General features: G+C 62.4%; 21 protein-coding genes. 20 read left to right on the top strand and 1 reads right to left on the bottom strand.

The window, feature by feature from the left end; genetic code table 11:
• Positions 1-66: 66 nt before the first annotated feature.
• From bamA to ispD, 15 genes are all read left to right on the top strand, one after another.
• The gene (gene bamA / locus QMX89_RS00680) at positions 67-2,439 is read left to right on the top strand and encodes an outer membrane protein assembly factor BamA (protein WP_282345851.1); all 2,373 of its coding nucleotides are present in this window, start codon (positions 67-69) and stop codon (positions 2,437-2,439) included.
• Between the two features lie 44 nt (positions 2,440-2,483).
• Positions 2,484-2,999, top strand: coding sequence for an OmpH family outer membrane protein (locus QMX89_RS00675; RefSeq protein WP_049862282.1), 516 nt, complete (start codon positions 2,484-2,486; stop codon positions 2,997-2,999).
• Position 3,000: 1 nt separating this feature from the next.
• Positions 3,001-4,056: a UDP-3-O-(3-hydroxymyristoyl)glucosamine N-acyltransferase gene (lpxD, locus tag QMX89_RS00670; protein ID WP_056843850.1), complete on the top strand. Its 1,056-nt coding sequence runs from the start codon at positions 3,001-3,003 to the stop codon at positions 4,054-4,056.
• A 111-nt stretch (positions 4,057-4,167) separates the two neighbouring features.
• Positions 4,168-4,608, top strand: a complete 441-nt coding sequence (gene fabZ, locus QMX89_RS00665) for a 3-hydroxyacyl-ACP dehydratase FabZ (protein WP_043185101.1) — start codon at positions 4,168-4,170, stop codon at positions 4,606-4,608.
• Positions 4,605-5,381, top strand: coding sequence for an acyl-ACP--UDP-N-acetylglucosamine O-acyltransferase (gene lpxA, locus QMX89_RS00660; RefSeq protein WP_043185103.1), 777 nt, complete (start codon positions 4,605-4,607; stop codon positions 5,379-5,381). The genes fabZ and lpxA overlap by 4 nt, the downstream gene beginning before the upstream one ends.
• On the top strand, positions 5,381-6,526 hold the full coding sequence (gene lpxB / locus QMX89_RS00655) for a lipid-A-disaccharide synthase (RefSeq protein WP_282345843.1): 1,146 nt from the start codon (positions 5,381-5,383) through the stop codon (positions 6,524-6,526). Before lpxA ends, lpxB begins: the two co-directional genes overlap by 1 nt.
• A 22-nt stretch (positions 6,527-6,548) precedes the next feature.
• Complete coding sequence (gene rnhB, locus QMX89_RS00650; RefSeq protein ID WP_282345990.1) at positions 6,549-7,178, top strand: ribonuclease HII; 630 nt, start codon at positions 6,549-6,551, stop codon at positions 7,176-7,178.
• 71 nt (positions 7,179-7,249) lie between these two features.
• Positions 7,250-10,771, top strand: coding sequence for a DNA polymerase III subunit alpha (gene dnaE, locus QMX89_RS00645; protein WP_282345841.1), 3,522 nt, complete (start codon positions 7,250-7,252; stop codon positions 10,769-10,771).
• A gap of 140 nt (positions 10,772-10,911) precedes the next feature.
• Positions 10,912-11,859: an acetyl-CoA carboxylase carboxyltransferase subunit alpha gene (locus tag QMX89_RS00640; protein WP_282345839.1), complete on the top strand. Its 948-nt coding sequence runs from the start codon at positions 10,912-10,914 to the stop codon at positions 11,857-11,859.
• Between the two features lie 155 nt (positions 11,860-12,014).
• Positions 12,015-13,319 (top strand): tRNA lysidine(34) synthetase TilS, encoded by a 1,305-nt coding sequence (gene tilS, locus QMX89_RS00635; protein ID WP_282345837.1) that lies wholly within the window; start codon positions 12,015-12,017, stop codon positions 13,317-13,319.
• A 169-nt stretch (positions 13,320-13,488) separates the two neighbouring features.
• A complete protein-coding gene (locus QMX89_RS00630) occupies positions 13,489-15,120 on the top strand; it encodes a CTP synthase (protein WP_049862275.1) in 1,632 nt (543 codons plus the stop codon).
• Between the two features lie 5 nt (positions 15,121-15,125).
• Positions 15,126-15,971: a 3-deoxy-8-phosphooctulonate synthase gene (gene kdsA, locus QMX89_RS00625; protein ID WP_049862274.1), complete on the top strand. Its 846-nt coding sequence runs from the start codon at positions 15,126-15,128 to the stop codon at positions 15,969-15,971.
• Positions 15,972-16,125: 154 nt separating this feature from the next.
• Entirely contained in the window at positions 16,126-17,415 is a 1,290-nt protein-coding gene (gene eno / locus QMX89_RS00620) for a phosphopyruvate hydratase (protein ID WP_282345833.1), read from the top strand.
• A 98-nt stretch (positions 17,416-17,513) separates the two neighbouring features.
• Positions 17,514-17,792 carry a cell division protein FtsB gene (ftsB, locus tag QMX89_RS00615; RefSeq protein WP_043185120.1) on the top strand — a complete coding sequence of 93 codons (279 nt, stop codon included), beginning with the start codon at positions 17,514-17,516 and terminating at the stop codon, positions 17,790-17,792.
• A complete protein-coding gene (gene ispD / locus QMX89_RS00610) occupies positions 17,789-18,496 on the top strand; it encodes a 2-C-methyl-D-erythritol 4-phosphate cytidylyltransferase (RefSeq protein ID WP_049862272.1) in 708 nt (235 codons plus the stop codon). The genes ftsB and ispD overlap by 4 nt, the downstream gene beginning before the upstream one ends.
• Before the next feature lie 38 nt (positions 18,497-18,534).
• Here ispD and QMX89_RS00605 read toward each other — a convergent pair whose 3' ends face one another.
• Complete coding sequence (locus QMX89_RS00605) at positions 18,535-19,428, bottom strand: LysR family transcriptional regulator (RefSeq protein ID WP_282345827.1); 894 nt, start codon at positions 19,426-19,428, stop codon at positions 18,535-18,537.
• Positions 19,429-19,534: 106 nt separating this feature from the next.
• On the opposite strand from QMX89_RS00605, the gene QMX89_RS00600 reads away from it, so the two are divergent.
• The 5 genes from QMX89_RS00600 (at position 19,535) to surE (ending at position 23,970) form a co-directional block, all read left to right on the top strand.
• Entirely contained in the window at positions 19,535-20,647 is a 1,113-nt protein-coding gene (locus QMX89_RS00600) for an S-(hydroxymethyl)glutathione dehydrogenase/class III alcohol dehydrogenase (RefSeq protein WP_282345825.1), read from the top strand.
• A gap of 8 nt (positions 20,648-20,655) precedes the next feature.
• On the top strand, positions 20,656-21,498 hold the full coding sequence (gene fghA, locus QMX89_RS00595; protein ID WP_282345823.1) for an S-formylglutathione hydrolase: 843 nt from the start codon (positions 20,656-20,658) through the stop codon (positions 21,496-21,498).
• A 206-nt stretch (positions 21,499-21,704) separates the two neighbouring features.
• Entirely contained in the window at positions 21,705-22,178 is a 474-nt protein-coding gene (gene ispF / locus QMX89_RS00590; protein ID WP_049862269.1) for a 2-C-methyl-D-erythritol 2,4-cyclodiphosphate synthase, read from the top strand.
• On the top strand, positions 22,175-23,233 hold the full coding sequence (truD, locus tag QMX89_RS00585; protein WP_282345820.1) for a tRNA pseudouridine(13) synthase TruD: 1,059 nt from the start codon (positions 22,175-22,177) through the stop codon (positions 23,231-23,233). Before ispF ends, truD begins: the two co-directional genes overlap by 4 nt.
• Positions 23,221-23,970 carry a 5'/3'-nucleotidase SurE gene (gene surE, locus QMX89_RS00580; RefSeq protein ID WP_282345819.1) on the top strand — a complete coding sequence of 250 codons (750 nt, stop codon included), beginning with the start codon at positions 23,221-23,223 and terminating at the stop codon, positions 23,968-23,970. Before truD ends, surE begins: the two co-directional genes overlap by 13 nt.
• Positions 23,971-24,001 lie beyond the last annotated feature (31 nt).

The following is a 24,001-nucleotide window of genomic DNA, read 5'->3' as shown; positions in this document are numbered from 1 at the left end:
CTCGTTCGCGAACCTGCCGCTTTTGCGGCAGTTTGTTTATTGCCAGTTGGAATAAGAAAGGACTTCATGAAACGTCTGCTGCTAACTGCGGTTCTTGCCGTACTGATGATCGCTGAAGTTCACGCCGCGTCCTTCACCATCTCCGATATTCGTGTCAACGGTCTGCAGCGGGTTTCCGCCGGCAGCGTGTTTGGCGCGTTGCCGTTGAACGTAGGTGACCAGGCCGACGACGGTCGCCTGGTGGAATCGACCCGTGCACTCTTTAAAACCGGGTTCTTCCAGGATATCCAGCTGGGCCGGGACGGTAATGTCCTGGTGATCACCGTGGTCGAACGACCTTCGGTGGCCAGTATCGACATCGAAGGCAACAAGGCCATCTCCACCGAAGACCTGATGAAGGGCCTCAAGCAGTCCGGCCTGGCCGAAGGCGAGATCTTCCAGCGTGCGACCCTCGAAGGCGTGCGCAACGAGCTGCAGCGCCAGTACGTCGCCCAGGGTCGCTACTCGGCGTCGGTCGACACCGAAGTGGTCACCCAGCCGCGCAACCGTGTGGCCCTGAAGATCAACATCAACGAAGGCACGGTCGCGGCCATCCAGCACATCAACGTGGTGGGCAACTCGGTGTTCCCCGAGGAAGACCTGACCGACCTGTTCGAACTCAAGACATCCAACTGGCTGTCGTTCTTCCGCAACGACGACAAGTACGCGCGCGAAAAGCTGTCCGGTGACCTGGAGCGTCTGCGCTCCTACTACCTGGACCGCGGCTACATCAACATGGACATCGCTTCCACACAAGTGTCGATCACGCCGGACAAGAAGCACGTCTACATCACCGTCAACGTCAACGAAGGTGAAAAGTACACCGTTCGTGACGTCAAGCTCAGCGGTGACCTGAAAGTGCCTGAAGATCAAGTCCAGCAGCTGATGCTGGTGAAGAAGGGCCAGGTGTTCTCGCGCAAGGTCATGACCTCGACTTCCGAGTTGATCACCCGCCGCCTGGGTAACGACGGCTACACCTTCGCCAACGTCAACGGCGTGCCTCAGCCGCACGACGAAGACCACACCGTGGACATCACCTTCGTCGTCGATCCGGGCAAGCGTGCCTACGTCAACCGCATCAACTTCCGTGGCAACACCAAGTCGGAAGACGAAGTGCTGCGCCGTGAAATGCGCCAGATGGAAGGCGGCTGGGCGTCGACCTACCTGATCGATCAATCCAAGACCCGCCTCGAGCGCCTCGGCTTCTTCAAGGAAGTGAACGTCGAAACGCCGGCCGTGCCGGGTACCGATGACCAGGTCGACGTCAACTACGCCGTGGAAGAGCAGGCGTCGGGTTCGATCACCGCCAGCGTCGGCTTCGCCCAGAGCGCCGGTCTGATCCTGGGTGGTTCGATCAGCCAGAACAACTTCCTGGGTACCGGTAACCGCGTGTCGATCGGCTTGACCCGCAGCGAGTACCAGAGCCGCTACAACTTCAGCTACACCGACCCCTACTACACACCGGACGGCGTCAGCCTGGGCTACAACGCGTTCTACCGCACCACCGACTACGATGACCTCGACGTCGACGTGGCCAGCTACGCGGTGGACAGCCTGGGCGCCGGCATGAACTTCGGTTACCCGATCAGTGAAACCTCGCGCCTGACCTTTGGCCTGAGCGTGCAGAACGACAAGATCAAGACCGGTAAATACACCGTTGAAGAGATTTTCGACTTCATCGAGAAGGAAGGTGAGAACTTCACCAACTTCAAGGCTTCGGCCGGCTGGTCTTCGTCAACGCTGAACAAGGGTGTACTGCCGACCCGCGGTGCCTCGCAAAGCTTGACCGGTGAAATCACCATTCCAGGCAGCGACCTGTCGTTCTTCAAGATCGACTATCGCAACCAGGCGTTCGTGCCGGTTACCGAAAACTACACCATGCGCTTCCACACCGAGCTGGGCTACGGTGACGGTTACGGCTCGACCGACGGCCTGCCGTTCTACGAGAACTACTATGCCGGTGGTTTCAACTCGGTACGTGGTTTCAAGGACAGTACGTTGGGTCCACGTAGTACGCCAAGCCAGGACAACCCTCGTCGCGGCACCCTCGCAGACCCGGATCAGGATCCACTGGCCTTCGGTGGCAACGTACAGATCACCGGTGGTGCCGAAGTTCTGTTCCCGCTGCCGTTCGTGAAGGATCAGCGTTCATTGCGTACCTCGCTGTTCGTCGACGTCGGTAACGTATTCGATACCAATTGCAACGACAGCAAAACCGCAACCGGTGAAACCGTCCGCTGCAACGACATCGACATCGCCAACATGGCCGTCTCCGCCGGTCTGGGTGTGACCTGGATCACCGCCCTGGGCCCGTTGAGCTTCAGCCTGGCAATGCCGGTCAAGAAACCTGACAACGCCGAAACCCAAGTCTTCCAATTCTCTCTGGGTCAGACCTTCTAAGGTCTGCTCCTTGGCAACAACAACGGATTTTGTAGGAGTTTATTGTGCGCAAGTTGACTCAAATGGTTGTTCTGGCCGCGACCCTCGCCGCCTCGCTGGGTGCCACTCCGGCTTTCGCCGACATGAAAATCGCCGTTCTGAACTATCAGATGGCACTGCTCGAGTCTGACGCGGCCAAGAAATACGCTGTCGATGCCGAGAAGAAATTCGGTCCGCAGTTGAGCAAGCTCAAGACCCTGGAAAGCAGCGCCAAGAGCATTCAGGACCGTCTGGTCGCCGGTGGCGACAAGATGGCCCAGCCCGAGCGCGAGCGCCTGGAACTCGAATTCAAGCAGAAAGCCCGCGACTTCCAGTTCCAGTCCAAGGAACTGAACGAAGCCAAGGCCGTTGCCGACCGCGAAATGCTCAAGCAGCTCAAGCCCAAGCTTGACGGCGCCGTCGAAGAAGTCATCAAGAAAGGTGCCTTCGACCTGGTGCTGGAGCGCGGTGCGGTGATTGATGTCAAACCTCAGTTCGACATCACTCGCCAGGTCATCGAGCGCATGAATCAGTCGCGCTGATATGACAGCGACCATGAAGCTCGGTCAGCTGGCCGAGTTCCTGGGCGCCACGGTCAGTGGCGACCCGGAGAAGATCATCACTGGGCTGGCCACCTTGCAGGAGGCCGGCCCAGCTCAGCTGAGCTTTCTGGCCAATCCGCAGTACCGCAAGTTTCTGCCCGACAGCCATGCCGGGGCCGTACTGCTCAAGGCCGCTGATGCCGAAGGGTTCAAGGGCGACGCGCTGATCGTTCCCGACCCATATCTGGCCTATGCGCGCATCTCCCACCTGTTCGATCCCAAGCCCCGCGCCAGCACTGGCGTGCATCCTACTGCGGTCATCGCTGCCGATGCCCAGGTCGATGCTGCTGCCAGTGTCGGGCCGTTCGCGGTTGTGGAGAGCGGGGCCAGGATCGCGGCCGGTGTGACCGTCGGTGCGCACTGTTTCATCGGTGCACGCTGCGAGATCGGCGAGGGCGGCTGGTTGGCGCCCCGGGTCACGCTCTATCACGACGTGCGCATCGGTAAGCGAGTAGTCATCCAATCCGGTGCCGTGCTGGGTGGCGAGGGCTTCGGCTTTGCCAACGAGAAAGGCGTCTGGCAGAAGATCGCCCAGATCGGCGGCGTCAGCATCGGCGACGACTGCGAGATCGGTGTAAATACCGCCATCGACCGGGGTGCACTGGCCGATACCGTGATCGGCAACGGCGTGAAGCTCGATAACCAGATCCAGATTGCCCACAACGTGCAGATTGGCGACAACACCGCCATGGCGGCCTGCGTCGGCATTTCGGGAAGCAGCAAGATCGGCAAGAATTGCATGCTCGCAGGCGGTGTAGGCCTGGTCGGGCACATCGAGATCTGCGATGGGGTATTCATCACTGGCATGACCATGGTGACCCATTCGATCACCGAGCCGGGTGCCTATTCCTCGGGTACGGCGATGCAGCCGGCAGCCGAGTGGCGCAAGAGCGCTGCGCGATTGCGGCATCTGGATGACATGGCTCGGCGCCTCAAGCAGGTGGAAAAGCATGTCGAGGCAGTGACCCAAGGCGGTAAAGCGTCATCTGATGGCTGATACCTTTTCCATATCAAGTGTGCCCAGCCGCTAGACTGCCCCTTGATTTGCAATAGGAGTGTCGCGCGTCAGCCGCGCGCTCCCTATCTTTACTACAGGCTTCCCCCCGAAATGATGGACATCAACGAGATTCGCGAATACCTGCCGCACCGCTATCCTTTCCTGTTGGTGGATCGGGTCGTGGAGCTGGACGTCGAAAGCCAGAGCATTCGCGCCTACAAGAATGTCAGCATCAACGAGCCGTTCTTCAATGGTCACTTTCCCGCGCACCCGATCATGCCGGGCGTGCTGATCATCGAGGCCATGGCCCAGGCCGCCGGTATTCTCGGTTTCAAGATGCTCGACGTGAAACCGGCCGACGGCACGCTGTACTACTTCGTGGGTTCGGACAAGCTGCGTTTCCGCCAGCCTGTGCTGCCGGGTGATCAGTTGATCCTGGAAGCCAAGTTCATCAGTTGCAAGCGCCAGATCTGGAAGTTCGACTGCAAGGCTTCGGTCGATGGCAAGCCGGTCTGCTCGGCCGAGATCATCTGTGCGGAACGCAAGCTATGAGTTTGATTGACCCTCGCGCCATCATCGATCCGTCCGCCGTATTGGCAGATGGCGTCGAAGTCGGCCCTTGGTCGATCGTTGGTGCGGGCGTGGAAATCGGCGAGGGCACCGTGATCGGTCCTCACGTCATTCTCAAGGGGCCGACCCGCATCGGCAGGCACAATCGCATCTACCAGTTTTCCTCCATCGGGGAAGACACGCCGGACCTCAAGTACAAAGGCGAGGAAACTCGCCTGGTCATCGGTGACCACAACGTCATCCGCGAAGGCGTGACCATCCACCGTGGCACCGTGCAGGACCGCGCCGAAACCACCTTGGGCGACCACAACCTGATCATGGCCTATGCCCATATCGGGCACGACAGCGTGATCGGCAACCACTGCATTCTGGTCAACAACACGGCCCTGGCTGGCCATGTGCATGTTCACGACTGGGCAATCCTCTCCGGCTTCACCTTGGTTCACCAGTACTGCCACATTGGCGCCCACAGCTTTTCGGGCATGGGTACCGCCATCGGCAAGGATGTGCCGGCCTATGTCACGGTGTTCGGCAACCCGGCCGAAGCTCGCAGCATGAATTTCGAAGGCATGCGCCGCCGCGGTTTCAGCGACGAAGCGATCCACGCGCTGCGCCGTGCCTACAAGACGGTCTACCGCCGTGGCCTGACCGTCGAGCAGGCCCTGCTCGATCTGGAAGAGCCTGCGCGGCTGCACCCTGAAGTCGACGTGTTCCTCAAGTCGATCCAGTCCTCGACTCGCGGCATCACCCGCTGATGTCTCACCCCGCACCGCTGACCGTGGCACTGGTGGCAGGCGAAGCCAGTGGCGATATCCTGGGTTCCGGGCTGATGCGCGCGCTCAAGGCGCGCCATCCGCATGTCGAGTTCATCGGCGTCGGCGGCCCGCTGATGGAAGCCGAAGGGCTGGTCAGTCGCTTCCCCATGGAGCGCCTGGCAGTGATGGGCCTGGTCGAAGTGCTGGGTCGTCTGCGCGAACTGCTGGCGCGGCGCAAGCAGCTGATTGCCGAGCTGATTGCCTGCAAGCCGGACGTGTTCATCGGCATCGACGCACCCGACTTCACCCTGAACATCGAACTCAAGCTGCGCCAGGCCGGGATCAAGACCGTGCACTACGTGAGCCCCTCGGTCTGGGCATGGCGGCAGAAGCGTGTATTGAAGATTCGCCAGGGTTGCGACCTTATGCTCACGTTGCTGCCCTTCGAGGCTCGCTTCTACGAGGAACAGGGCGTGCCGGTGCGTTTCGTCGGTCACCCGTTGGCCGATACCATCGCCCTGCAGGCGGACCGTAGCCAGGCCCGCACCCAGCTGGGCCTGGCCGGCGAGTTCCCGCTGGTGGCGTTGATGCCCGGCAGTCGCGGTGGGGAAGTCGGCCGCCTGGGCGAGCTGTTCCTCGATAGTGCCCAGTTGCTGTTGCAGTCGAAACCGGATGCACGCTTCGTGATTCCCTGTGCCAACCCACAGCGGCGGGCGCAACTGGAGCAGATGCTTGCGGGCCGCACGCTGCCGGTGACCTTGCTCGACGGCGACTCGCACACGGCGCTGGCTGCCTGTGATGCGGTGCTGATCGCTTCCGGCACGGCCACACTGGAAGCGCTGCTGTACAAGCGCCCGATGGTGGTCGCGTACCGACTGGCGCCCCTGACGTACTGGATTCTCAAGCGTATGGTCAAGAGCCCCTACGTGTCGTTGCCCAACCTGCTGGCTCAACGCATGCTGGTGCCCGAGCTGCTGCAGGATGACGCAACGCCCCAGGCGCTGGTCGAGCGCTTGCTGCCGTTGCTGGCCGGTGGCGAAGAACAGACCAGTGGTTTCGACGCGATTCATCGCACGCTGCGCCGCGACGCCTCCAACCAGGCGGCCGACGCCGTGCTGCAACTGATAGGCAGGAACGATGGCTAAGCCTCTACAGACAAGCAGGCAACTGCAAATGGGCCTGGATTTCGATCTGGTCGAAGAGCTGGTCGCCGGTGTCGATGAAGTCGGCCGTGGCCCGTTGTGTGGCGCGGTGGTGACGGCGGCGGTGATCCTCGATCCGCGTCGGCCGATCCTGGGCCTCAACGATTCGAAGAAACTCACCGAAGCGCGTCGCGAACTGCTCTACGACGAAATCTGCGAGAAAGCGCTGGCCTGGTGTATCGCCCGTGCCGAGGTCGAAGAGATCGACCGCCTGAACATTCTGCACGCGACCATGTTGGCCATGCAGCGGGCGGTCCAAGGCCTGAGCATCACGCCAAAACTGGCGCTGATCGACGGCAACCGCTGCCCGCAACTGGATGTGCCAAGCGCCCCAGTGATCCAGGGCGACGCGAAAGTCCCGGCCATCGCCGCTGCTTCGATTCTGGCCAAGGTCAGTCGCGACCGGGAAATGTCCGCTTTCGAATTGATCTATCCTGGCTACGGCATGGGCGGGCACAAGGGCTACCCCACGCCGGTGCATCTGGAAGCCTTGACCCGCCTGGGGCCGACGCCCATTCATCGGCGATCGTTCGCGCCGGTCCGCGCGGCGTGGCAGGCTCGCGAAAGCATCGATCAAACCCCCGCCTGGGTCTAGCAGGCTGATGTTTTGATCAGGGCCCGGTACAATCCGGGCCTTGTCGTTCTACCCGTCACCATAGGATCAACATGTCGGTTTCCTTCGTTCATCTTCGCCTGCACACCGAATACTCGCTGGTCGACGGCCTGGTGCGGATCAAGCCGCTGGTCAAGGCGCTGGCTGGCATGAACATGCCTGCGGTGGCGGTGACCGACCAGAACAACATGTGTTCGCTGGTGAAGTTCTACAAGGCGGCCATGGGCGCCGGCATCAAGCCGATCTGTGGTGCCGACCTGTGGCTGGCCAATCGCGACCCCGACGGGCCCCTGAGCCGCATCAGCCTGCTGGCGATGAATGCGGTCGGCTATCGCAACATCACCGAGCTGATTTCTCGCGGTTTCATCGATGGCCAGCGCAATGGTCAGGTGATCGTTGAGCGACAGTGGGTCGCAGAAGCCAGCGAAGGGGTGATCTGCCTGTCGGCGGCCAAGGAGGGCGAGATCGGCATGGCCCTGCTGGGCGGCTACCCGGGCGATGCCGACAACCTGCTGCGCGAGTGGATGGCGGTGTTCCCCGAGCGCTTCTACGTCGAGGTGCAGCGGACCAACCGCACCAACGACGAGGAGTACCTGCACGCCGCCGTCGCCTTGGCCGACCGCCTGGGCGCGCCCTTGGTGGCCACCAACGATGTGCGCTTCATCAAGCAGGAAGACTTCGAGGCCCACGAGACTCGCGTGTGCATTGGTGAAGGCCGGGCGCTGGACGACCCGCGCCGCAACAAGAACTACAGCGACCAGCAGTACCTCAAGAGCGCCGAGGAGATGGCCGAGTTGTTCAGCGACCTGCCCGAGGCGCTGGAAAACACCGTCGAGATCGCCAAGCGCTGCAACATCGACGTCAAGCTGGGCAAGCACTTCCTGCCCGATTACCCGATTCCCGATGGCATGACCATCGATGAATATTTCCGCAAGGTCTCGTTCGACGGCCTGGAAGAGCGCCTGGCCGTGCTGCTGCCCAAGGACACCACCGAGAACTACGAAGCGCGTCGGCAGGTGTATGTCGACCGGCTGAATTTCGAGCTCGACATCATCATCCAGATGGGCTTTCCCGGTTACTTCCTGATCGTGATGGACTTCATCCAGTGGGCCAAGAGCAACGGCGTGCCGGTGGGCCCAGGCCGGGGGTCGGGCGCAGGCTCCCTGGTGGCTTACGTACAGAAGATCACCGACCTCGATCCACTGGAATACGACCTGCTGTTCGAACGCTTCCTCAACCCCGAGCGGGTGTCCATGCCCGACTTCGACGTCGACTTCTGCATGGACGGTCGCGACCGGGTCATCGACTACGTGGCCGACAAGTACGGCCGCAACGCGGTCAGCCAGATCATCACTTTCGGCTCCATGGCGGCCAAGGCGGTGGTGCGCGACGTGGCGCGGGTACAGGGCAAGTCCTACGGCCTGGCTGATCGCCTGTCCAAGATGATTCCCTTCGAAGTCGGCATGACCCTGGAAAAGGCCTACGAGCAGGAAGAAATCCTGCGCGACTTCATCAAGGTCGATGAAGAGGCGGCAGAAATCTGGGAAATGGCGCGCAAGCTCGAAGGCGTGGTGCGTAACGTCGGCAAGCACGCCGGTGGTGTGGTGATCGCGCCGACCAAGCTGACCGACTTCGCGCCGATCTATTGCGACGAGGCCGGTGACGGCCTGGTGACCCAGTTCGACAAGGATGACGTGGAAGCGGCAGGTCTGGTCAAGTTCGACTTTCTCGGCCTGCGTACCCTGACCATCATCGACTGGGCGCTGAAGACCATCAACCGCGACCGGGCCAAGGTCAACGAGGCGCCGCTGGACATCGCCTTCATTCCGCTCGACGACAAACCGACCTACCAGTTGCTGCAGAAGGCCGAGACCACTGCCGTCTTCCAGCTCGAATCTCGCGGCATGAAGGAGCTGATCAAGAAGCTCAAGCCCGACTGCCTGGAAGACCTCATTGCACTGGTGGCGTTGTTCCGGCCAGGCCCGCTGCAATCGGGCATGGTGGACGACTTCATCAACCGCAAGCACGGTCGCGCCGAGCTGGCCTACCCGCATTCGGACTACCAGTACGAAGGACTGAAACCGGTGCTGGCGCCCACCTACGGCATCATCCTGTATCAGGAACAGGTGATGCAGATCGCTCAGGTGATGGCAGGCTACACCCTCGGCGGCGCCGACATGCTGCGTCGCGCCATGGGCAAGAAGAAACCAGAAGAGATGGCCAAGCAGCGTGGCGGCTTCATCGAAGGCTGCGCCACCAACAACATCGACCCGGACCTGGCGGGCAACATCTTCGACCTGGTGGAAAAATTCGCCGGCTACGGTTTCAACAAGTCCCACTCCGCCGCCTATGGCCTGGTGTCCTACCAGACCGCCTGGCTCAAGGCTCACTACCCGGCGCCGTTCATGGCCGCAGTGCTCTCGGCGGACATGCACAACACCGACAAGGTCGTGACCTTGATCGAAGAAGTGCGCACCATGAAGCTGCGCCTGGACGCGCCGGACGTGAACAACTCCGAGTTCAAGTTCACGGTCAACGACGATGGCCGCATCGTCTATGGGCTGGGCGCGATCAAAGGCGTGGGTGAGGGACCGGTGGAGGCGATCATCGAAGCCCGTCAGGCCGGCCCGTTCAAGGACCTGTTCGACTTCTGCGAGCGCGTCGATCTCAAGCGCATCAACAAACGCACACTCGACGGTCTGATCCGCAGCGGTGCGATCGACCGCCTGGGCCCGTATTTCCACGATGAGCCCAAGGCCTATCAAGCCAACATCGACCGCAATCGCGCGGTACTGTTGTCGGCCATGGAGGGCGCGATCAAGGCGGCGGAGCAGACCGCACGCACCCACGACAGCGGCCACGACGACCTCTTCGGCGGTGTGTTCGTCGAAGCGGACGCCGATGTCTATGCCGACCATCGCAAGGCCAAGGAGCTGACCCTCAAGGAGCGGCTGCGCGGCGAGAAGGAAACTCTGGGGCTGTACCTCACCGGGCACCCGATCGACGAATACGAAGGCGAGATCCGCCGCTTCGCTCGGCAGCGCATCATCGACCTCAAGCCTTCGCGCGAAACCCAGACCGTGGCCGGCATGGTCATCGCGTTGCGGGTGATGAAGAACAAGAAGGGCGACAAGATGGGCTTCATCACCCTCGACGACCGCTCGGCGCGCATCGAGGCCTCACTGTTCGCCGATGCCTTCATGTCCGCGCAATCGCTGTTGCAGACCGACGCGATGGTGGTGGTGGAAGGGGAGGTCAGCAACGATGATTTCTCCGGTGGCCTGCGCCTGCGCGTCAAGCGCGTGATGAGCATGGAAGATGCGCGCACCAACCTGGCCGAAAGCTTGCGTCTGAAGGTGCACGCCGACGGGCTGGGTGGCGATCGGCTCGGCTGGCTGGGCGAATTGTGCCGTCAGCACCGCGGCGCCTGCCCGATCACCATGGAATACACCAGCAACGACGCCAAGGCGACGCTGCAGTTCGGCGAAGGCTGGCGGATCGACCCGGCCGACAGCTTGATTCAAGCGTTGCGTGACCAGTTCGGTCGCGAGAACGTCTTTCTGCAATATCGTTGAACCTGACCGTTGAGCTGGCCCCGCGGGCCGGGCTCGACCACAATTAATAAACTCGACCTGAACGCGCCGTTTCCTTTAAGGTATGGCGCCAAACGGATCAACCGGCCGGCCGCTTGGCCGTCGACCCAAGACGGATGCCTATGAACCCGAATTTTCTTGATTTCGAACAGCCGATCGCTGACCTGCAAGCCAAGATCGAAGAGCTGCGCCTGGTAGGCAACGACAATTCGTTGAACATCGGCGACGAGATCTCTCGCCTGCAAGACAAGAGCAGCACGCTGACCGAAAGCATCTTCGGCAACCTGACCAGCTGGCAGATTGCCCGGCTGGCGCGTCACCCGCGCCGCCCGTACACCCTGGACTACATTCAGCACATCTTCACCGAGTTCGATGAGCTGCACGGCGACCGTCATTTCTCCGACGACGCCGCCATCGTTGGCGGTGTCGCTCGTCTCGACGAGCAGCCGGTGATGATCATTGGCCACCAGAAAGGCCGCGAAGTGCGCGAGAAGGTCCGTCGCAACTTCGGCATGCCGCGTCCGGAAGGCTACCGCAAGGCGTGCCGCCTGATGGAAATGGCCGAGCGCTTCAAGATGCCGATCCTCACCTTCATCGACACGCCGGGCGCGTACCCGGGCATCGATGCCGAAGAGCGCAACCAGAGCGAAGCGATCGCCTGGAACCTGCGCGTGATGGCACGCCTGAAAACGCCGATCATCGCCACGGTGATCGGTGAAGGCGGTTCGGGTGGTGCATTGGCCATCGGTGTCTGCGATCAACTGAACATGTTGCAGTATTCGACCTATGCGGTGATTTCGCCGGAAGGTTGCGCGTCGATTCTGTGGAAGACGGCCGAAAAGGCGCCGGATGCCGCCGAAGCCATGGGCATCACGGCCGAGCGCTTGAACCACCTGGGCATTGTCGACAAAGTTATCGACGAGCCACTGGGTGGCGCCCATCGCGATCCGGTCGCCGCCTCGTCCCTGATCCGCGCCGAGCTGACCAGCCAACTGGACATGCTCAAGGGTTTCGACACCGAGACGTTGCTCAGCCGCCGGTATGACCGGTTGATGAGCTACGGGTTGTAAGGTTCGAGACCGCGGCGCGCCCTTGGCGGGCAGAGGGCTCAGCCGCCCGCCCCGCTCCCACAGGTATGGGTTCACTCCGTCCACTGTGGGAGCGGGCTCTGCCCGCGAAGGGCGCACCGCTCATACCTCGCCTTGCCCAGTGAGGGCCGCACCTTATGCGTGAATCCTCAGTCTTGATGCAACGATTACAGGCCCGGTTGCAACCCTACCTCTCAGCCCCTGCCTGGTACGTCGCCTTCTCCGGTGGCCTCGACTCCACCGTCCTGCTGCACCTGTTGGCCGGTCTGCCCCAGCGTCCGCCGCTGACTGCTCTTCATATCCATCACGGTCTGCAATCGGTCGCCGATACCTGGCCCGCACACTGCCAATCCCTGTGCGATCAGCTCGGTGTGCCGTTGCGCATTATCCGGGTGCAGGTCGAGAACGGCCCCAGCCTGGAACAAGCCGCGCGTCAGGCACGCTACCGTGCTTTCGATGCGGTGCTCGGAGTCGGCGATGTCCTGTTCGCCGCCCAGCACCAGGATGATCAGGCCGAAACCCTGCTGTTTCGTCTGCTGCGCGGCGCTGGCGTACGGGGACTTGCGGCGATGCCACAGCAGCGACCTCAAGGGCAGGGGGTCTTGGCCAGGCCGCTGCTCGATGAGCCTCGCAGCGAACTGGTCGCGTACGCTGGTGCGGAGGGCCTGGACTGGATCGACGACCCCTCCAACACCGATACCCGTTTTTCGCGCAATTACCTGCGCCGAGACGTGCTGCCCGTGATCACGGCGCGCTGGCCCCACGCGGCCGGCAGCATTGCCAGGGCCGCGGCCCATCTGGGCGAGGCAGCGCAGTTGCTGGAGGAACTGGCCGAAGCGGACCTGGAGCCTGCGCGCGCATCGGTCGAGCATTCCTGGCTGTCCGTACCGAGCCTGGCCCTGGCGCCGCTGCAAGCGCTGTCCGACAGCCGTCAGCGCAATGCTCTGCAGTTCTGGCTGGCACGCCTGACGCGCCTGCCCGACACCCAGCACTGGGTCGGATGGACATCTTTGCGCGACGCCGATGCCGCAGCCACGCCCGTCTGGCGACTGACCGACGGCGAGCTGCACAGGGCCCACGGACGGATCTGGTGGGTCAGTGGCCAATGGTCGCAGGCTCAGCCTGCGGTTCAAACATGGCCGCGTCTTGAGCAGGCCTTGCAGCTGCCGGGTAACGGTGAGGTGCGATGGCAGGGCGGTCCGCCGTCCGGTCAGGCGCAGATTCGCTACCGCCAGGGCGGCGAAGGCCTGCGCTTGCCCGCTCGCGGGCAGCGAGACCTCAAACGCCTGCTCAATGAAAGCCGCCTGCCAGGCTTCGTGCGTGATCGCCTGCCCCTGCTGTTCGTCGACGACCAGTTGGTGGCCGTGGCCAACCTGCCGCTGTCCAGTGTCGATGGCCAACTGTCGTGGTCGCCGCCGACCGGCGAGCAGAGTTTGAGATGAAAGGGGGAATCCGGTAGACTACGCTCCCTTCTTGATACAGCTTCTGTGAGCCCACCGGATTCACGGACGTTGCCGATTGCCAAACCGTTTTTGGCCGTCGGGGGCTTCGGCCTTCCTTCGCTTTCCCCGGCGGCTTCTGCCGCTTTAACGCAGACTTCTAGGGTTTTTCATGACGCGCTACATCTTCGTCACGGGCGGTGTTGTTTCTTCATTGGGGAAAGGCATTGCCTCGGCTTCATTGGCGGCCATCCTGGAGGCGCGGGGGCTCAAAGTCACCATGCTCAAGCTTGACCCGTACATCAACGTCGACCCGGGCACCATGAGCCCGTTCCAGCACGGTGAAGTGTTCGTCACCCACGACGGCGCCGAGACCGACCTGGACCTGGGGCACTACGAGCGGTTCATCCGCACGACCATGACCCAGAACAACAACTTCACCACCGGCCGCGTCTACGAGCACGTGTTGCGCAAGGAGCGTCGTGGTGACTACCTGGGCGCGACCATCCAGGTCATCCCGCACATCACCGACGAGATCAAGCGCCGCATCATCAAGGGCGCCGGCGATGCCGACGTGGCCATGGTCGAGATCGGCGGCACCGTGGGCGACATCGAATCGCAACCGTTCCTGGAGGCGATCCGCCAGCTGCGCTTCGAAGTCGGCGCCAAGCGCGCGATGCTGATGCACCTGACGCTGGTCCCGTACATCGCCACTGCCGGCGAGACCAAGACCAAGCCGACCCAGCATTCGGTCAAGGAACTGCGCTCCATCGGCCTGCAGCCCGATGTGCTGGTGTGCCGCTCCGATCACCCGATCGACACCTCGTCGCGTCGCAAGATCGCGCAGTTCACCAACGTCGAAGAGCGCGCGGTCATCGCCCTGGAAGACGCCGACACCATCTACAAGATCCCGGGCATCCTGCACTCCCAGGGCCTGGACGATTTCGTCGTCGAGCGCTTCGGTCTGCAGTGCGGCAGCGCCGACCTGTCCGAGTGGGACGCGGTGGTCGATGCCAAGCTGAACCCGGAACACGAAGTGACCATCGCCATGGTCGGCAAGTACATGGAACTGCTCGATGCCTACAAATCGCTGATCGAAGCGATGAGCCATGCCGGTATCAGCAATCGCACCAAGGTCAACCTGCGCTACATCGACTCCGAAGACATCGAGAATCAGGGCACTGCGCTGCTCGAAGGCGTGGACGCCATCCTGGTTCCCGGCGGCTTCGGTCTGCGCGGTGTGGAAGGCAAGATCACCGCCGTGCAGTACGCCCGCGAGAACAAGGTGCCGTACCTGGGTATCTGCCTGGGCATGCAGGTGGCCGTCATCGAATTCGCTCGTAACGTGATGGGCTGGAAAGACGCCAACTCCACCGAATTCGATCGCGCCAGCGGCCACCCGGTGGTCGGTCTGATCACCGAGTGGGAAGACGCCACCGGTGCCGTGGAAACCCGTACCGAAGCTTCCGATCTGGGCGGCACCATGCGCCTGGGTGCGCAGGACTGCCAGCTGATCAGCGGTTCCAAGGTGCACGATTGCTACGCCCGCGATGTGATCGTCGAGCGTCATCGTCATCGCTACGAAGTGAACAACAACCTGCTGCCGCAACTGGTCGACGCCGGCCTGGTGGTTTCCGGTCGTTCGGGCGATGGTGCGCTGGTCGAAGTGGTCGAGTCCAAGGATCACCCATGGTTCGTGGCCTGCCAGTTCCACCCCGAGTTCACCTCGACGCCGCGTGACGGTCACCCGCTGTTCAGCGGTTTCGTCAAGGCTGCATTGGCTCAACATCAGAAGAAGGCCTGACCCTCATGGCGCAAAAGATCATCCGCGTTGGCGACATCGAGATCGCCAACGACAAGCCATTCGTCCTGTTCGGCGGCATGAACGTGCTGGAATCGCGCGACATGGCCCTCAAGGTCTGTGAAGAATACGTGCGCGTGACCGACAAGCTCGGCATTCCCTACGTGTTCAAGGCCAGCTTCGACAAGGCCAACCGTTCTTCCGTGACCTCCTACCGCGGCCCTGGCCTGGAAGAGGGCATGCGCATCTTCGAAGAGATCAAGCAGACCTTCAATGTGCCGCTGATCACCGACGTCCATGAGCCTGCGCAGGCTGCCGTGGTCGCCGAAGTCTGCGACATCATTCAGCTGCCGGCCTTCCTGTCGCGTCAGACCGACCTAGTGGTCGCCATGGCCAAGACCGGTGCGGTCATCAACATCAAGAAGGCCCAGTTCCTGGCTCCGCAGGAAATGAAGCACATCCTGACCAAGTGCGAGGAAGCCGGTAACGACCAGTTGATCCTCTGCGAGCGTGGTTCGAGCTTCGGCTACAACAACCTGGTGGTGGACATGCTCGGCTTCGGCATCATGAAGTCGTTCCAATACCCAGTGTTCTTCGACGTCACCCATGCCCTGCAGATGCCGGGCGGTCGCAGCGACTCGGCCGGTGGTCGCCGTGCCCAGGTCACCGACCTGGCCAAGGCAGGCCTGAGCCAGGGCCTGGCAGGTCTGTTCCTGGAAGCCCACCCGGACCCGGACAACGCCAAGTGCGACGGCCCGTGCGCACTGCGTCTGGACAAGCTGGAGCCGTTCCTGGCCCAGCTCAAGGCGCTCGACGAACTGGTCAAAGGTTTCCCGGCGATCGAAACGGCCTGATTGCGGTAAAGTAGTGCCCGATTTGTTGTGGTGAACCCTTCGCGGGCAGAGACCCGCTCTCACAGGGCTCCATGTGGGAGCGGTTCTCTGCCCGCGAATGGGCCACCAAGACCCCCGCTGCGTCGTTCTCGTCTACTTTGGAGTGTTCATAACAATGGCAAAAATCGTCGACATCAAAGGTCGTGAAGTTCTCGACTCCCGTGGCAACCCTACCGTGGAAGCCGACGTGCTTCTGGAAAACGGCATCATCGGCACCGCCTGTGCACCGTCGGGCGCGTCCACCGGCTCGCGTGAAGCGCTGGAGCTGCGCGATGGCGACAAGAGCCGCTACCTGGGCAAGGGTGTTATGAAAGCCGTGGCCAACATCAATGGCCCGATTCGCGATGCGCTGCTGGGCAAGGACCCGGTTGACCAGAAGGCACTGGACCACGCCATGATTGCCCTGGACGGAACCGAGAACAAGGCATCGCTGGGCGCCAACGCCATCCTCGCCGTGTCCCTGGCTGCCGCCAAGGCTGCCGCGCAGGACCAGGACCTGCCCCTCTACGCGCACATCGCCAACCTCAATGGCACCCCGGGCGTCTACTCCATGCCCGTGCCGATGATGAACATCATCAACGGTGGCGAGCACGCCGACAACAATGTCGACATCCAGGAATTCATGGTCCAGCCCGTTGGCGCCAAGACCTTTTCCGACGCCCTGCGCATGGGCACCGAAATCTTCCACCACCTCAAGGCGGTACTGAAGGCTCGCGGCCTGAGCACTGCGGTAGGTGACGAAGGTGGCTTCGCCCCTGACCTGGCCTCCAACGAAGACGCTCTGAGCGCCATTGCCGAAGCCGTCGAGAAGGCCGGCTACAAACTGGGCACCGACGTGACCCTGGCACTGGACTGCGCTGCCAGCGAATTCTTCGAAAACGGCACCTACGATCTGGCCGGTGAAGGCCACAAGTTCGACGCCGAAGGTTTCGCCGAATACCTCAAGGGCCTCACCGAGCGCTACCCGATCATCTCCATCGAAGACGGCCTGGACGAGTCCGACTGGGCTGGCTGGAAGATCCTCACCGACAAGATCGGCGAGAAAGTTCAGCTGGTAGGTGACGACCTGTTCGTGACCAACACCAAGATCCTCAAGGAAGGCATCGACAAGAAGATCGCCAACTCGATCCTGATCAAGTTCAACCAGATCGGCACCTTGACCGAAACCCTGGAAGCCATCCAGATGGCCAAGGCCGCAGGTTACACCGCGGTGATCTCGCACCGCTCCGGCGAAACCGAGGATTCGACCATTGCCGACCTAGCCGTGGGTACCGCTGCCGGGCAGATCAAGACCGGCTCGCTGTGCCGCTCCGACCGCGTTTCCAAGTACAACCAACTGCTGCGTATCGAAGAGCAATTGGGCGCCAAGGCGATCTACCGTGGTCGCGACGAGTTTCGCGGCTAAGCAATAGATGGTAGAAAGACGACATGCGGAGCCTGGCGGATGCCAGGCTTCGTGCTATCTGGTCGCAGAGTTGAAGTTTTTAACCACTGGGTAATGTGATGCGCAGTCCTTATTGGTTGTTTCTCGTCTTGCTTCTGCTCCTGGGTGGTTTGCAGTATCGCCTGTGGGTCGGAAACGGAAGTCTCAAGCAGGTAGCCGAGCTGAAACAGCAGATCGCCGAACAGCACGCCGAGAATGAGCGGCTGCTGGAACGCAATCGCGTGATGGACGCTGAAGTACTCGAATTGAAAAAGGGCATGGAGACCGTGGAAGAACGCGCTCGCCATGAACTGGGCATGGTCAAGGAGGGTGAAACCCTCTACCAGTTGGCCCAATGAAGACCTCGCTACCAGCCTTCTGGGCAGTGATTCCGGCTGCGGGCGTAGGTGCGCGCATGGCGGCAGACCGTCCCAAGCAATACCTGAGCCTGGGCGGTCGTACCATTCTGGAACACAGCATCGATTGTTTCCTCGGGCATCCGCAGCTCAAGGGCGTGATCGTCAGCCTCGCTGCCGATGATCCGTTCTGGCCCGAACTGCCCAGCGCCCGCAACGAGTTGATCCAGCGCGTGGCCGGCGGCCGGGAGCGTGCCGATTCGGTGCTCAACGCCTTGCTGCATTTGCATGCCCAGGGCGCGGACGAAGGCGATTGGGTGCTGGTGCACGATGCGGCGCGTCCCAATTTGTCCCGTGCCGATCTGGACAAGCTCCTCGCCGAACTCGCCGACGACAGCGTGGGCGGGCTGCTGGCCGTACCGGCGCGGGACACGCTCAAGCGTGCCGATGCGACCGGGCGCGTTCAGCACACCGTGGATCGCAGCACGATCTGGCAGGCGTTCACGCCGCAGATGTTTCGCCTGGGCGCCCTGCATCGAGCCTTGGCCGACAGCCTGGTGGCCGGCGTGGCCGTTACCGACGAAGCCTCGGCCATCGAGTGGGCCGGGTTTGCGCCGAAACTGGTCGAAGGGCGGGCGGACAATCTCAAGGTCACCCGACCGGAAGATCTCGAGTGGTTGCGTCAGCGTTGGGCCATGCGCGGCTGAAGGCGCGCGCTGACCTTGTTTGCGGCCGATGATCGCTCCTACAGATATTCCGGCCTCTCACTCAACCCTGTTCGCAGATAGTCCACCAGCTTTCTGACCTTCGGCGACAGGTGACGCTGTTGCGGATAAAGCCCCCATACCGCCGTATTGGGCGGCTGGTGGGCGTCCAGCAGCGACACCAGCGCACCGCTGCGCAGATGTTCGAGCACGTAGTAGTCGGGCAACTGGCACAGCCCTACGCCCTGCAACGCTGCTTCGAGCACCGTCTGACCGCTGTTGCAGCGCCAATTGCCTTGTACCCGCTGCGCCTGCTCCTTGCCATCGACCTGCAAGGGCCAGATGTCCGAGCTGCCCACCAGGCAATTGTGCCGCGCCAATTCCGACACGCTGTGCGGGCGTCCGTATCGCGCCAGGTACAAGGGTGAGGCGCAGAGGAACATCCTCCGCGGGGCCAAACGGGTCGCTACCAGCCGTGAGTCTTGCAGGCGTCCCAGCCGGATGGCCAGATCCAGGCCCTCGTGCAGCAGGTCCAAGGTGCGGTTGCTCAGTTCGATGTCCACGCGCAGTTGCGGGTACAGCCCCATGAAGCGCGTGACCAACGGTACGATGAAGCGCTCGCCGTAGGCCACGGCACAGGTCAGGCGCAGCAGCCCCTTGGGTTCCCCGGTCAGATCGCTCATGGCACGCCAGGCTTCGTCGCGGCCATCCTGCAGGCGTTGGCAATGTTGCAGAAACGTCTGGCCCGCCTCGGTCAGCGCTACGCGCCGCGTGCTGCGGTAGAGCAGCCGCGTCTGCAGGCGTTCTTCCAACCGCGCGATCTGGCGGCTGACATGGGACGACGATACGCCCAGGCGCTGGGCCGCAGCGCTGAAATGAGCGCACTCGGCCACTGCGACGAACTCGTCGATCCCCTCCCAGCGGTTGTCACTCATCCGATTATCCCTGTACAGCATCAATGTTTTGCCGAAGGGGTGATTATTCCGTATTGGTCGATGAATTACACTGTGGTCAGTCCCGTTCATTTCAGGAGCAGCATTGATGATCAAGTCCCGCGCCGCCGTTGCATTCGAAGCCAACAAGCCGTTGGAAATCGTCGAGATCGACGTGGCCATGCCCAAGGCCGGTGAAGTCCTGCTGCGCGTGGTCGCGTCCGGCGTCTGCCACACCGACGCGTACACCCTGTCGGGCGCGGATCCGGAAGGTATCTTCCCGTCGGTACTGGGCCATGAAGGTGGCGCCATCGTCGAAGCCGTGGGCGAGGGCGTCACCTCAGTTGCGGTGGGTGATCACGTCATTCCGCTGTACACACCCGAGTGCCGTCTGTGCAAGTTCTGCAAGTCGGGCAAGACCAACCTCTGCCAGGCCATCCGCGCCACCCAGGGCAAGGGCCTGATGCCTGATGGCACCACGCGCTTCTCGTACAACGGCAAGGAACTGTTCCACTACATGGGGACTTCGACGTTCTCCGAGTACACCGTGCTGCCGGAGATCTCGGTGGCCAAGATCGACAAGCAGGCGCCGCTGGAAAAGGTCTGCCTGCTGGGCTGCGGCGTCACTACCGGTATCGGCGCGGTGCTCAACACGGCCAAGGTCAAGCCAGGCGACACCGTGGCCGTGTTTGGTCTGGGTGGCATCGGCCTTTCGGCCATCATCGGTGCGGTCAAGGCCAAGGCCGGTCGGATCATCGCCATCGACATCAACCCGAGCAAATTCGAGATCGCCCGTCAGTTGGGTGCCACCGACTGCATCAATCCCAAGGAATATGACCGTCCGATCCAGGAAGTCATCGTCGACCTCACCGACGGCGGCGTGGACTTTTCCTTCGAGTGCATCGGCAACGTGCAACTGATGCGTGCAGCCCTGGAATGCTGCCACAAGGGCTGGGGCGAATCGGTGATCATCGGTGTGGCCGGCGCCGGCCAGGAAATCGCCACGCGGCCATTCCAGTTGGTAACCGGCCGGGTCTGGCGCGGTTCGGCGTTCGGCGGCGTGCGCGGCCGGACCGAGTTGCCCAGCTATGTCGAAATGGCCGAGACCGGCGAAATCCCGTTGGACACCTTCATCACCCACACCATGGGTCTGGAAGACATCAACAAAGCGTTCGACCTGATGCACGAAGGCAAGAGCATCCGCTCGGTCATTCATTTCTGAGGTCTGCCATGAGCCTGGAAAACCTGTCGTGCCAGAAGAGCTTCGGCGGCTGGCACAAGCGTTACAAGCATCGTTCCAAAACGTTGAATTGCGACATGACCTTCGCCGTGTACCTGCCGCCGCAGGCCGAGGAGGGCGGCAAGTTGCCCGTGCTGTACTGGCTGTCGGGGCTGACCTGCACCGACGAGAACTTCATGCAGAAGGCCGGTGGTCTCAAGCTGGCCGCGGAACTGGGCCTGATCATCGTGGCGCCCGACACTAGCCCTCGCGGTGCCGACGTACCGGATGATCCGGAGAAAGCCTGGGATTTTGGTCTGGGTGCCGGGTTCTATCTGAACGCCACCGAGCAGCCGTGGGCGCAGCATTACCGCATGCACGACTATGTGGTGCATGAGTTGCCTGACCTTGTGGAAGCGCACTTTCCGGCCTCGGACAAACGCTCCATCAGTGGCCACTCGATGGGCGGCCACGGTGCGCTGGTCTGCGCGCTGCGCAACCCAGGGCGCTACCGGTCGATCTCGGCGTTCTCGCCGATCAGCAATCCGATGGATTGTCCGTGGGGGCAGAAAGCGTTTTCCCATTATCTGGGCGAAGAGCGCTCGCGCTGGCGCGAATGGGACGCCAGCGTGCTGATCGCCGACGCGGCGGAACATCTGCCGCTGCTGGTGGATCAGGGCGATCGCGACGACTTCCTCGAGAACCAGCTCAAGCCGCAGGCCTTGAGCCAGGCGGCAAAGGCTGCAGGCTATGCACTGACGCTGCGCATGCAGCCGGGCTATGACCACAGCTATTACTTCATCGCCAGCTTCATCGATGACCATTTGCACCATCATGCCAAGGCCTTGGGGTGACTGGACGGGCCCTTTCGCGGGCAGAGCCCGCTCCCACAAGAGATGCAGTGGTCCTTAGGACGGCGCGACCTTTGTGGGAGCGGGGCGGGCGGCGAGCCCTCTGCCCGCGAAAGGGCCATCACCATCTTCGACAGATGTTTTGATCCGCCCAACCTGTGCCAAAGCAGGTAGAATCACGCCCTGACTCAATCAGGGCGTTTTTTTCTATGCGTATTGGCCACGGCTACGACGTGCATCGATTCGCCGAGGGTGACTTCATTACCCTGGGCGGCGTGCGAATCCCTCACAAGTTCGGCCTGCTGGCTCATTCCGACGGCGATGTCGTGCTGCACGCCTTGAGCGATGCTTTGCTCGGCGCCGCTGCGCTGGGCGACATCGGCAAGCACTTTCCGGACACCGATCCGCAGTTCAAGGGCGCGGACAGCCGTGTGCTGCTGCGTCATGTGGTGTCGGTAGTGGCACAGAAAGGCTGGAAAGTCGGGAACGTCGACGCAACCATCGTGGCTCAGGCACCCAAGATGGCGCCGCACATCGAAACCATGCGGGAACGGATCGCCGCCGATCTGGGCGTGGAGCTGGACCAGGTCAACGTCAAGGCGACCACTACCGAGAAGCTGGGCTTCGCCGGGCGCGAGGAAGGTATCGCCGTGCATGCGGTCGCCTTGTTGCTGCGCGCATGACCGAACTCGAACTGCTCGGCCCGCGAGCTTCAGGCGACAGCCTGGGCAGCGCCGTACTCAAGGCCAGCGCCGAAGACTTCCAGGTCGATGAAGTGCTGGACATCCCCTTGTCCGGTCAGGGCGAGCACCTCTGGCTATGGGTCGAAAAACGCAACCTCAATACCGAAGAAGCGGCCCGCCGCCTGGCCAAGGCCGCTGGCGTACCGCTGCGCACCGTCAGCTACGCAGGCCTGAAGGACCGCCAGGCGCTGACTCGGCAGTGGTTCAGCCTGCATCTGCCTGGCAAGGCCGATCCGGACCTGAGTGCTGCGCAGAACGACACCTTGGTCATCCTCAAGCACGCCCGGCACTCGCGCAAATTGCAGCGCGGCGCCCACTCGGCCAACGGCTTCACCGTTCGCTTGACCGCGCTCAAGGCCGATCGCACAGCACTCGATGCGCGCCTTGAAGAAATCCGGCAGGCCGGCGTACCGAATTATTTCGGCACCCAGCGCTTCGGTTTCCAGGGCGGCAACCTGCACGACGCTCGGCAGTATGCCGAACGCCAGGCGCTGCCCGAGCAACGCAACGTGCGTTCGCGCCTGCTCTCCACGGCGCGCAGTTTTCTGTTCAACCAGATACTCGCCGCGCGCGTCGCCGACGGTACCTGGAACCGTGCCCAGGTTGGTGATCTGCTGGCCTTCACCGACAGCCGCAGTTTCTTTGTGGCCGGTGAAGCCGAATGCAGCGACCCGCGACTGGACATCCTCGACCTGCACCCCACCGCAGCGCTGTGGGGCGAGGGCGCTTCGGCCGCCAGCGGCCAGTGCGCCGACCTGGAAAACACCGTGGCCGGTCAGCATCCAGCCCTCTGCGCCTGGCTCGCCCGGGCCGGTCTGGAACAGGAGCGACGCATTCTGCGGCTGCCCATTGGCGAGCTGACGTGGCATTATCCCGAGCCTGACATCCTGCAGTTGCACTTCGTCCTGCCGGCCGGTTGCTTCGCCACTGTCGTGGTGCGCGAACTCGTCGATCTGGTGCCGACAGGGCAGACGGAAAGTCCATGCGTATTCTGATTTCCAACGATGATGGGGTTACCGCCCCCGGCCTTGCCGCGCTTCACGACGTGTTGCAGGGCTACGCCCAGTGCACGGTGATCGCCCCCGACCAGGACCGCAGCGGCGCCAGCAGTTCGCTCACGCTGGATCGGCCGCTGCACCCGCAGACCCTGCCCAACGGCTTCATCAGCGTCAACGGCACGCCCACCGACTGCGTGCACCTGGGTCTCAACGGCCTGTTGCCCTTCGAGCCGGATCTGGTGGTTTCAGGCATCAATCTGGGCGCCAACCTGGGCGACGATGTGCTGTATTCGGGCACCGTGGCCGCCGCCCTCGAAGGGCGCTTCCTGGGGCACACCTCGTTTGCCTTCTCGTTGCTGTCGCGTCAGCCCGAGCACCTGCCGACCGCGGCGTACTATGCGCGCAAGCTCATCGAGGCCCGTGACCACTTGAACCTGCCGCCGCGCACCGTGCTCAACGTGAACATTCCCAACCTGCCGATCGAGCGTATTCGTGGCATGGTCCTGACCCGGCTAGGCCATCGGGCCCGAGCCGCCGCACCGATCCGCATGGTCGACCCGCGCGGCAAGCCTGGCTACTGGATTGCGGTGGCCGGTGATGCCGAGGACGGCGGTCCCGGTACCGATTTCCACGCAGTCATGCAGGGCTACGTGTCGGTCACCCCGCTGCAGCTGGACCGTACCTTCAACCAGGCCTTCGAACAGGTTCAAGGCTGGCTCGAGGGGCTCGGTTGATGCGCAATAGAGACAATCAGCACCACGGCAT

The organism is Pseudomonas sp. PS01301 (assembly GCF_029960215.1).
In the GTDB taxonomy this organism is placed as follows: Bacteria; Pseudomonadota; Gammaproteobacteria; order Pseudomonadales; family Pseudomonadaceae; genus Aquipseudomonas; species Aquipseudomonas coleopterorum.
This window is presented reverse-complemented; position numbering and strand designations above follow the sequence as displayed.

Excerpts from the sequence above, each read along its gene's own strand:
- bamA (WP_282345851.1), top strand. The coding sequence starts at position 67 with ATGAAACGTCTGCTGCTAACTGCGGTTCTTGCCGTACTGATGATCGCT.
- lpxD (WP_056843850.1), top strand. The coding sequence starts at position 3,001 with ATGACAGCGACCATGAAGCTCGGTCAGCTGGCCGAGTTCCTGGGCGCC.
- fabZ (WP_043185101.1), top strand. The coding sequence starts at position 4,168 with ATGATGGACATCAACGAGATTCGCGAATACCTGCCGCACCGCTATCCT.
- lpxA (WP_043185103.1), top strand. The coding sequence starts at position 4,605 with ATGAGTTTGATTGACCCTCGCGCCATCATCGATCCGTCCGCCGTATTG.
- lpxB (WP_282345843.1), top strand. The coding sequence starts at position 5,381 with ATGTCTCACCCCGCACCGCTGACCGTGGCACTGGTGGCAGGCGAAGCC.
- dnaE (WP_282345841.1), top strand. The coding sequence starts at position 7,250 with ATGTCGGTTTCCTTCGTTCATCTTCGCCTGCACACCGAATACTCGCTG.
- QMX89_RS00640 (WP_282345839.1), top strand. The coding sequence starts at position 10,912 with ATGAACCCGAATTTTCTTGATTTCGAACAGCCGATCGCTGACCTGCAA.
- tilS (WP_282345837.1), top strand. The coding sequence starts at position 12,015 with ATGCGTGAATCCTCAGTCTTGATGCAACGATTACAGGCCCGGTTGCAA.
- QMX89_RS00630 (WP_049862275.1), top strand. The coding sequence starts at position 13,489 with ATGACGCGCTACATCTTCGTCACGGGCGGTGTTGTTTCTTCATTGGGG.
- kdsA (WP_049862274.1), top strand. The coding sequence starts at position 15,126 with ATGGCGCAAAAGATCATCCGCGTTGGCGACATCGAGATCGCCAACGAC.
- eno (WP_282345833.1), top strand. The coding sequence starts at position 16,126 with ATGGCAAAAATCGTCGACATCAAAGGTCGTGAAGTTCTCGACTCCCGT.
- ftsB (WP_043185120.1), top strand. The coding sequence starts at position 17,514 with ATGCGCAGTCCTTATTGGTTGTTTCTCGTCTTGCTTCTGCTCCTGGGT.
- ispD (WP_049862272.1), top strand. The coding sequence starts at position 17,789 with ATGAAGACCTCGCTACCAGCCTTCTGGGCAGTGATTCCGGCTGCGGGC.
- QMX89_RS00605 (WP_282345827.1), bottom strand. The coding sequence starts at position 19,428 with ATGAGTGACAACCGCTGGGAGGGGATCGACGAGTTCGTCGCAGTGGCC.
- QMX89_RS00600 (WP_282345825.1), top strand. The coding sequence starts at position 19,535 with ATGATCAAGTCCCGCGCCGCCGTTGCATTCGAAGCCAACAAGCCGTTG.
- fghA (WP_282345823.1), top strand. The coding sequence starts at position 20,656 with ATGAGCCTGGAAAACCTGTCGTGCCAGAAGAGCTTCGGCGGCTGGCAC.
- ispF (WP_049862269.1), top strand. The coding sequence starts at position 21,705 with ATGCGTATTGGCCACGGCTACGACGTGCATCGATTCGCCGAGGGTGAC.
- truD (WP_282345820.1), top strand. The coding sequence starts at position 22,175 with ATGACCGAACTCGAACTGCTCGGCCCGCGAGCTTCAGGCGACAGCCTG.
- surE (WP_282345819.1), top strand. The coding sequence starts at position 23,221 with ATGCGTATTCTGATTTCCAACGATGATGGGGTTACCGCCCCCGGCCTT.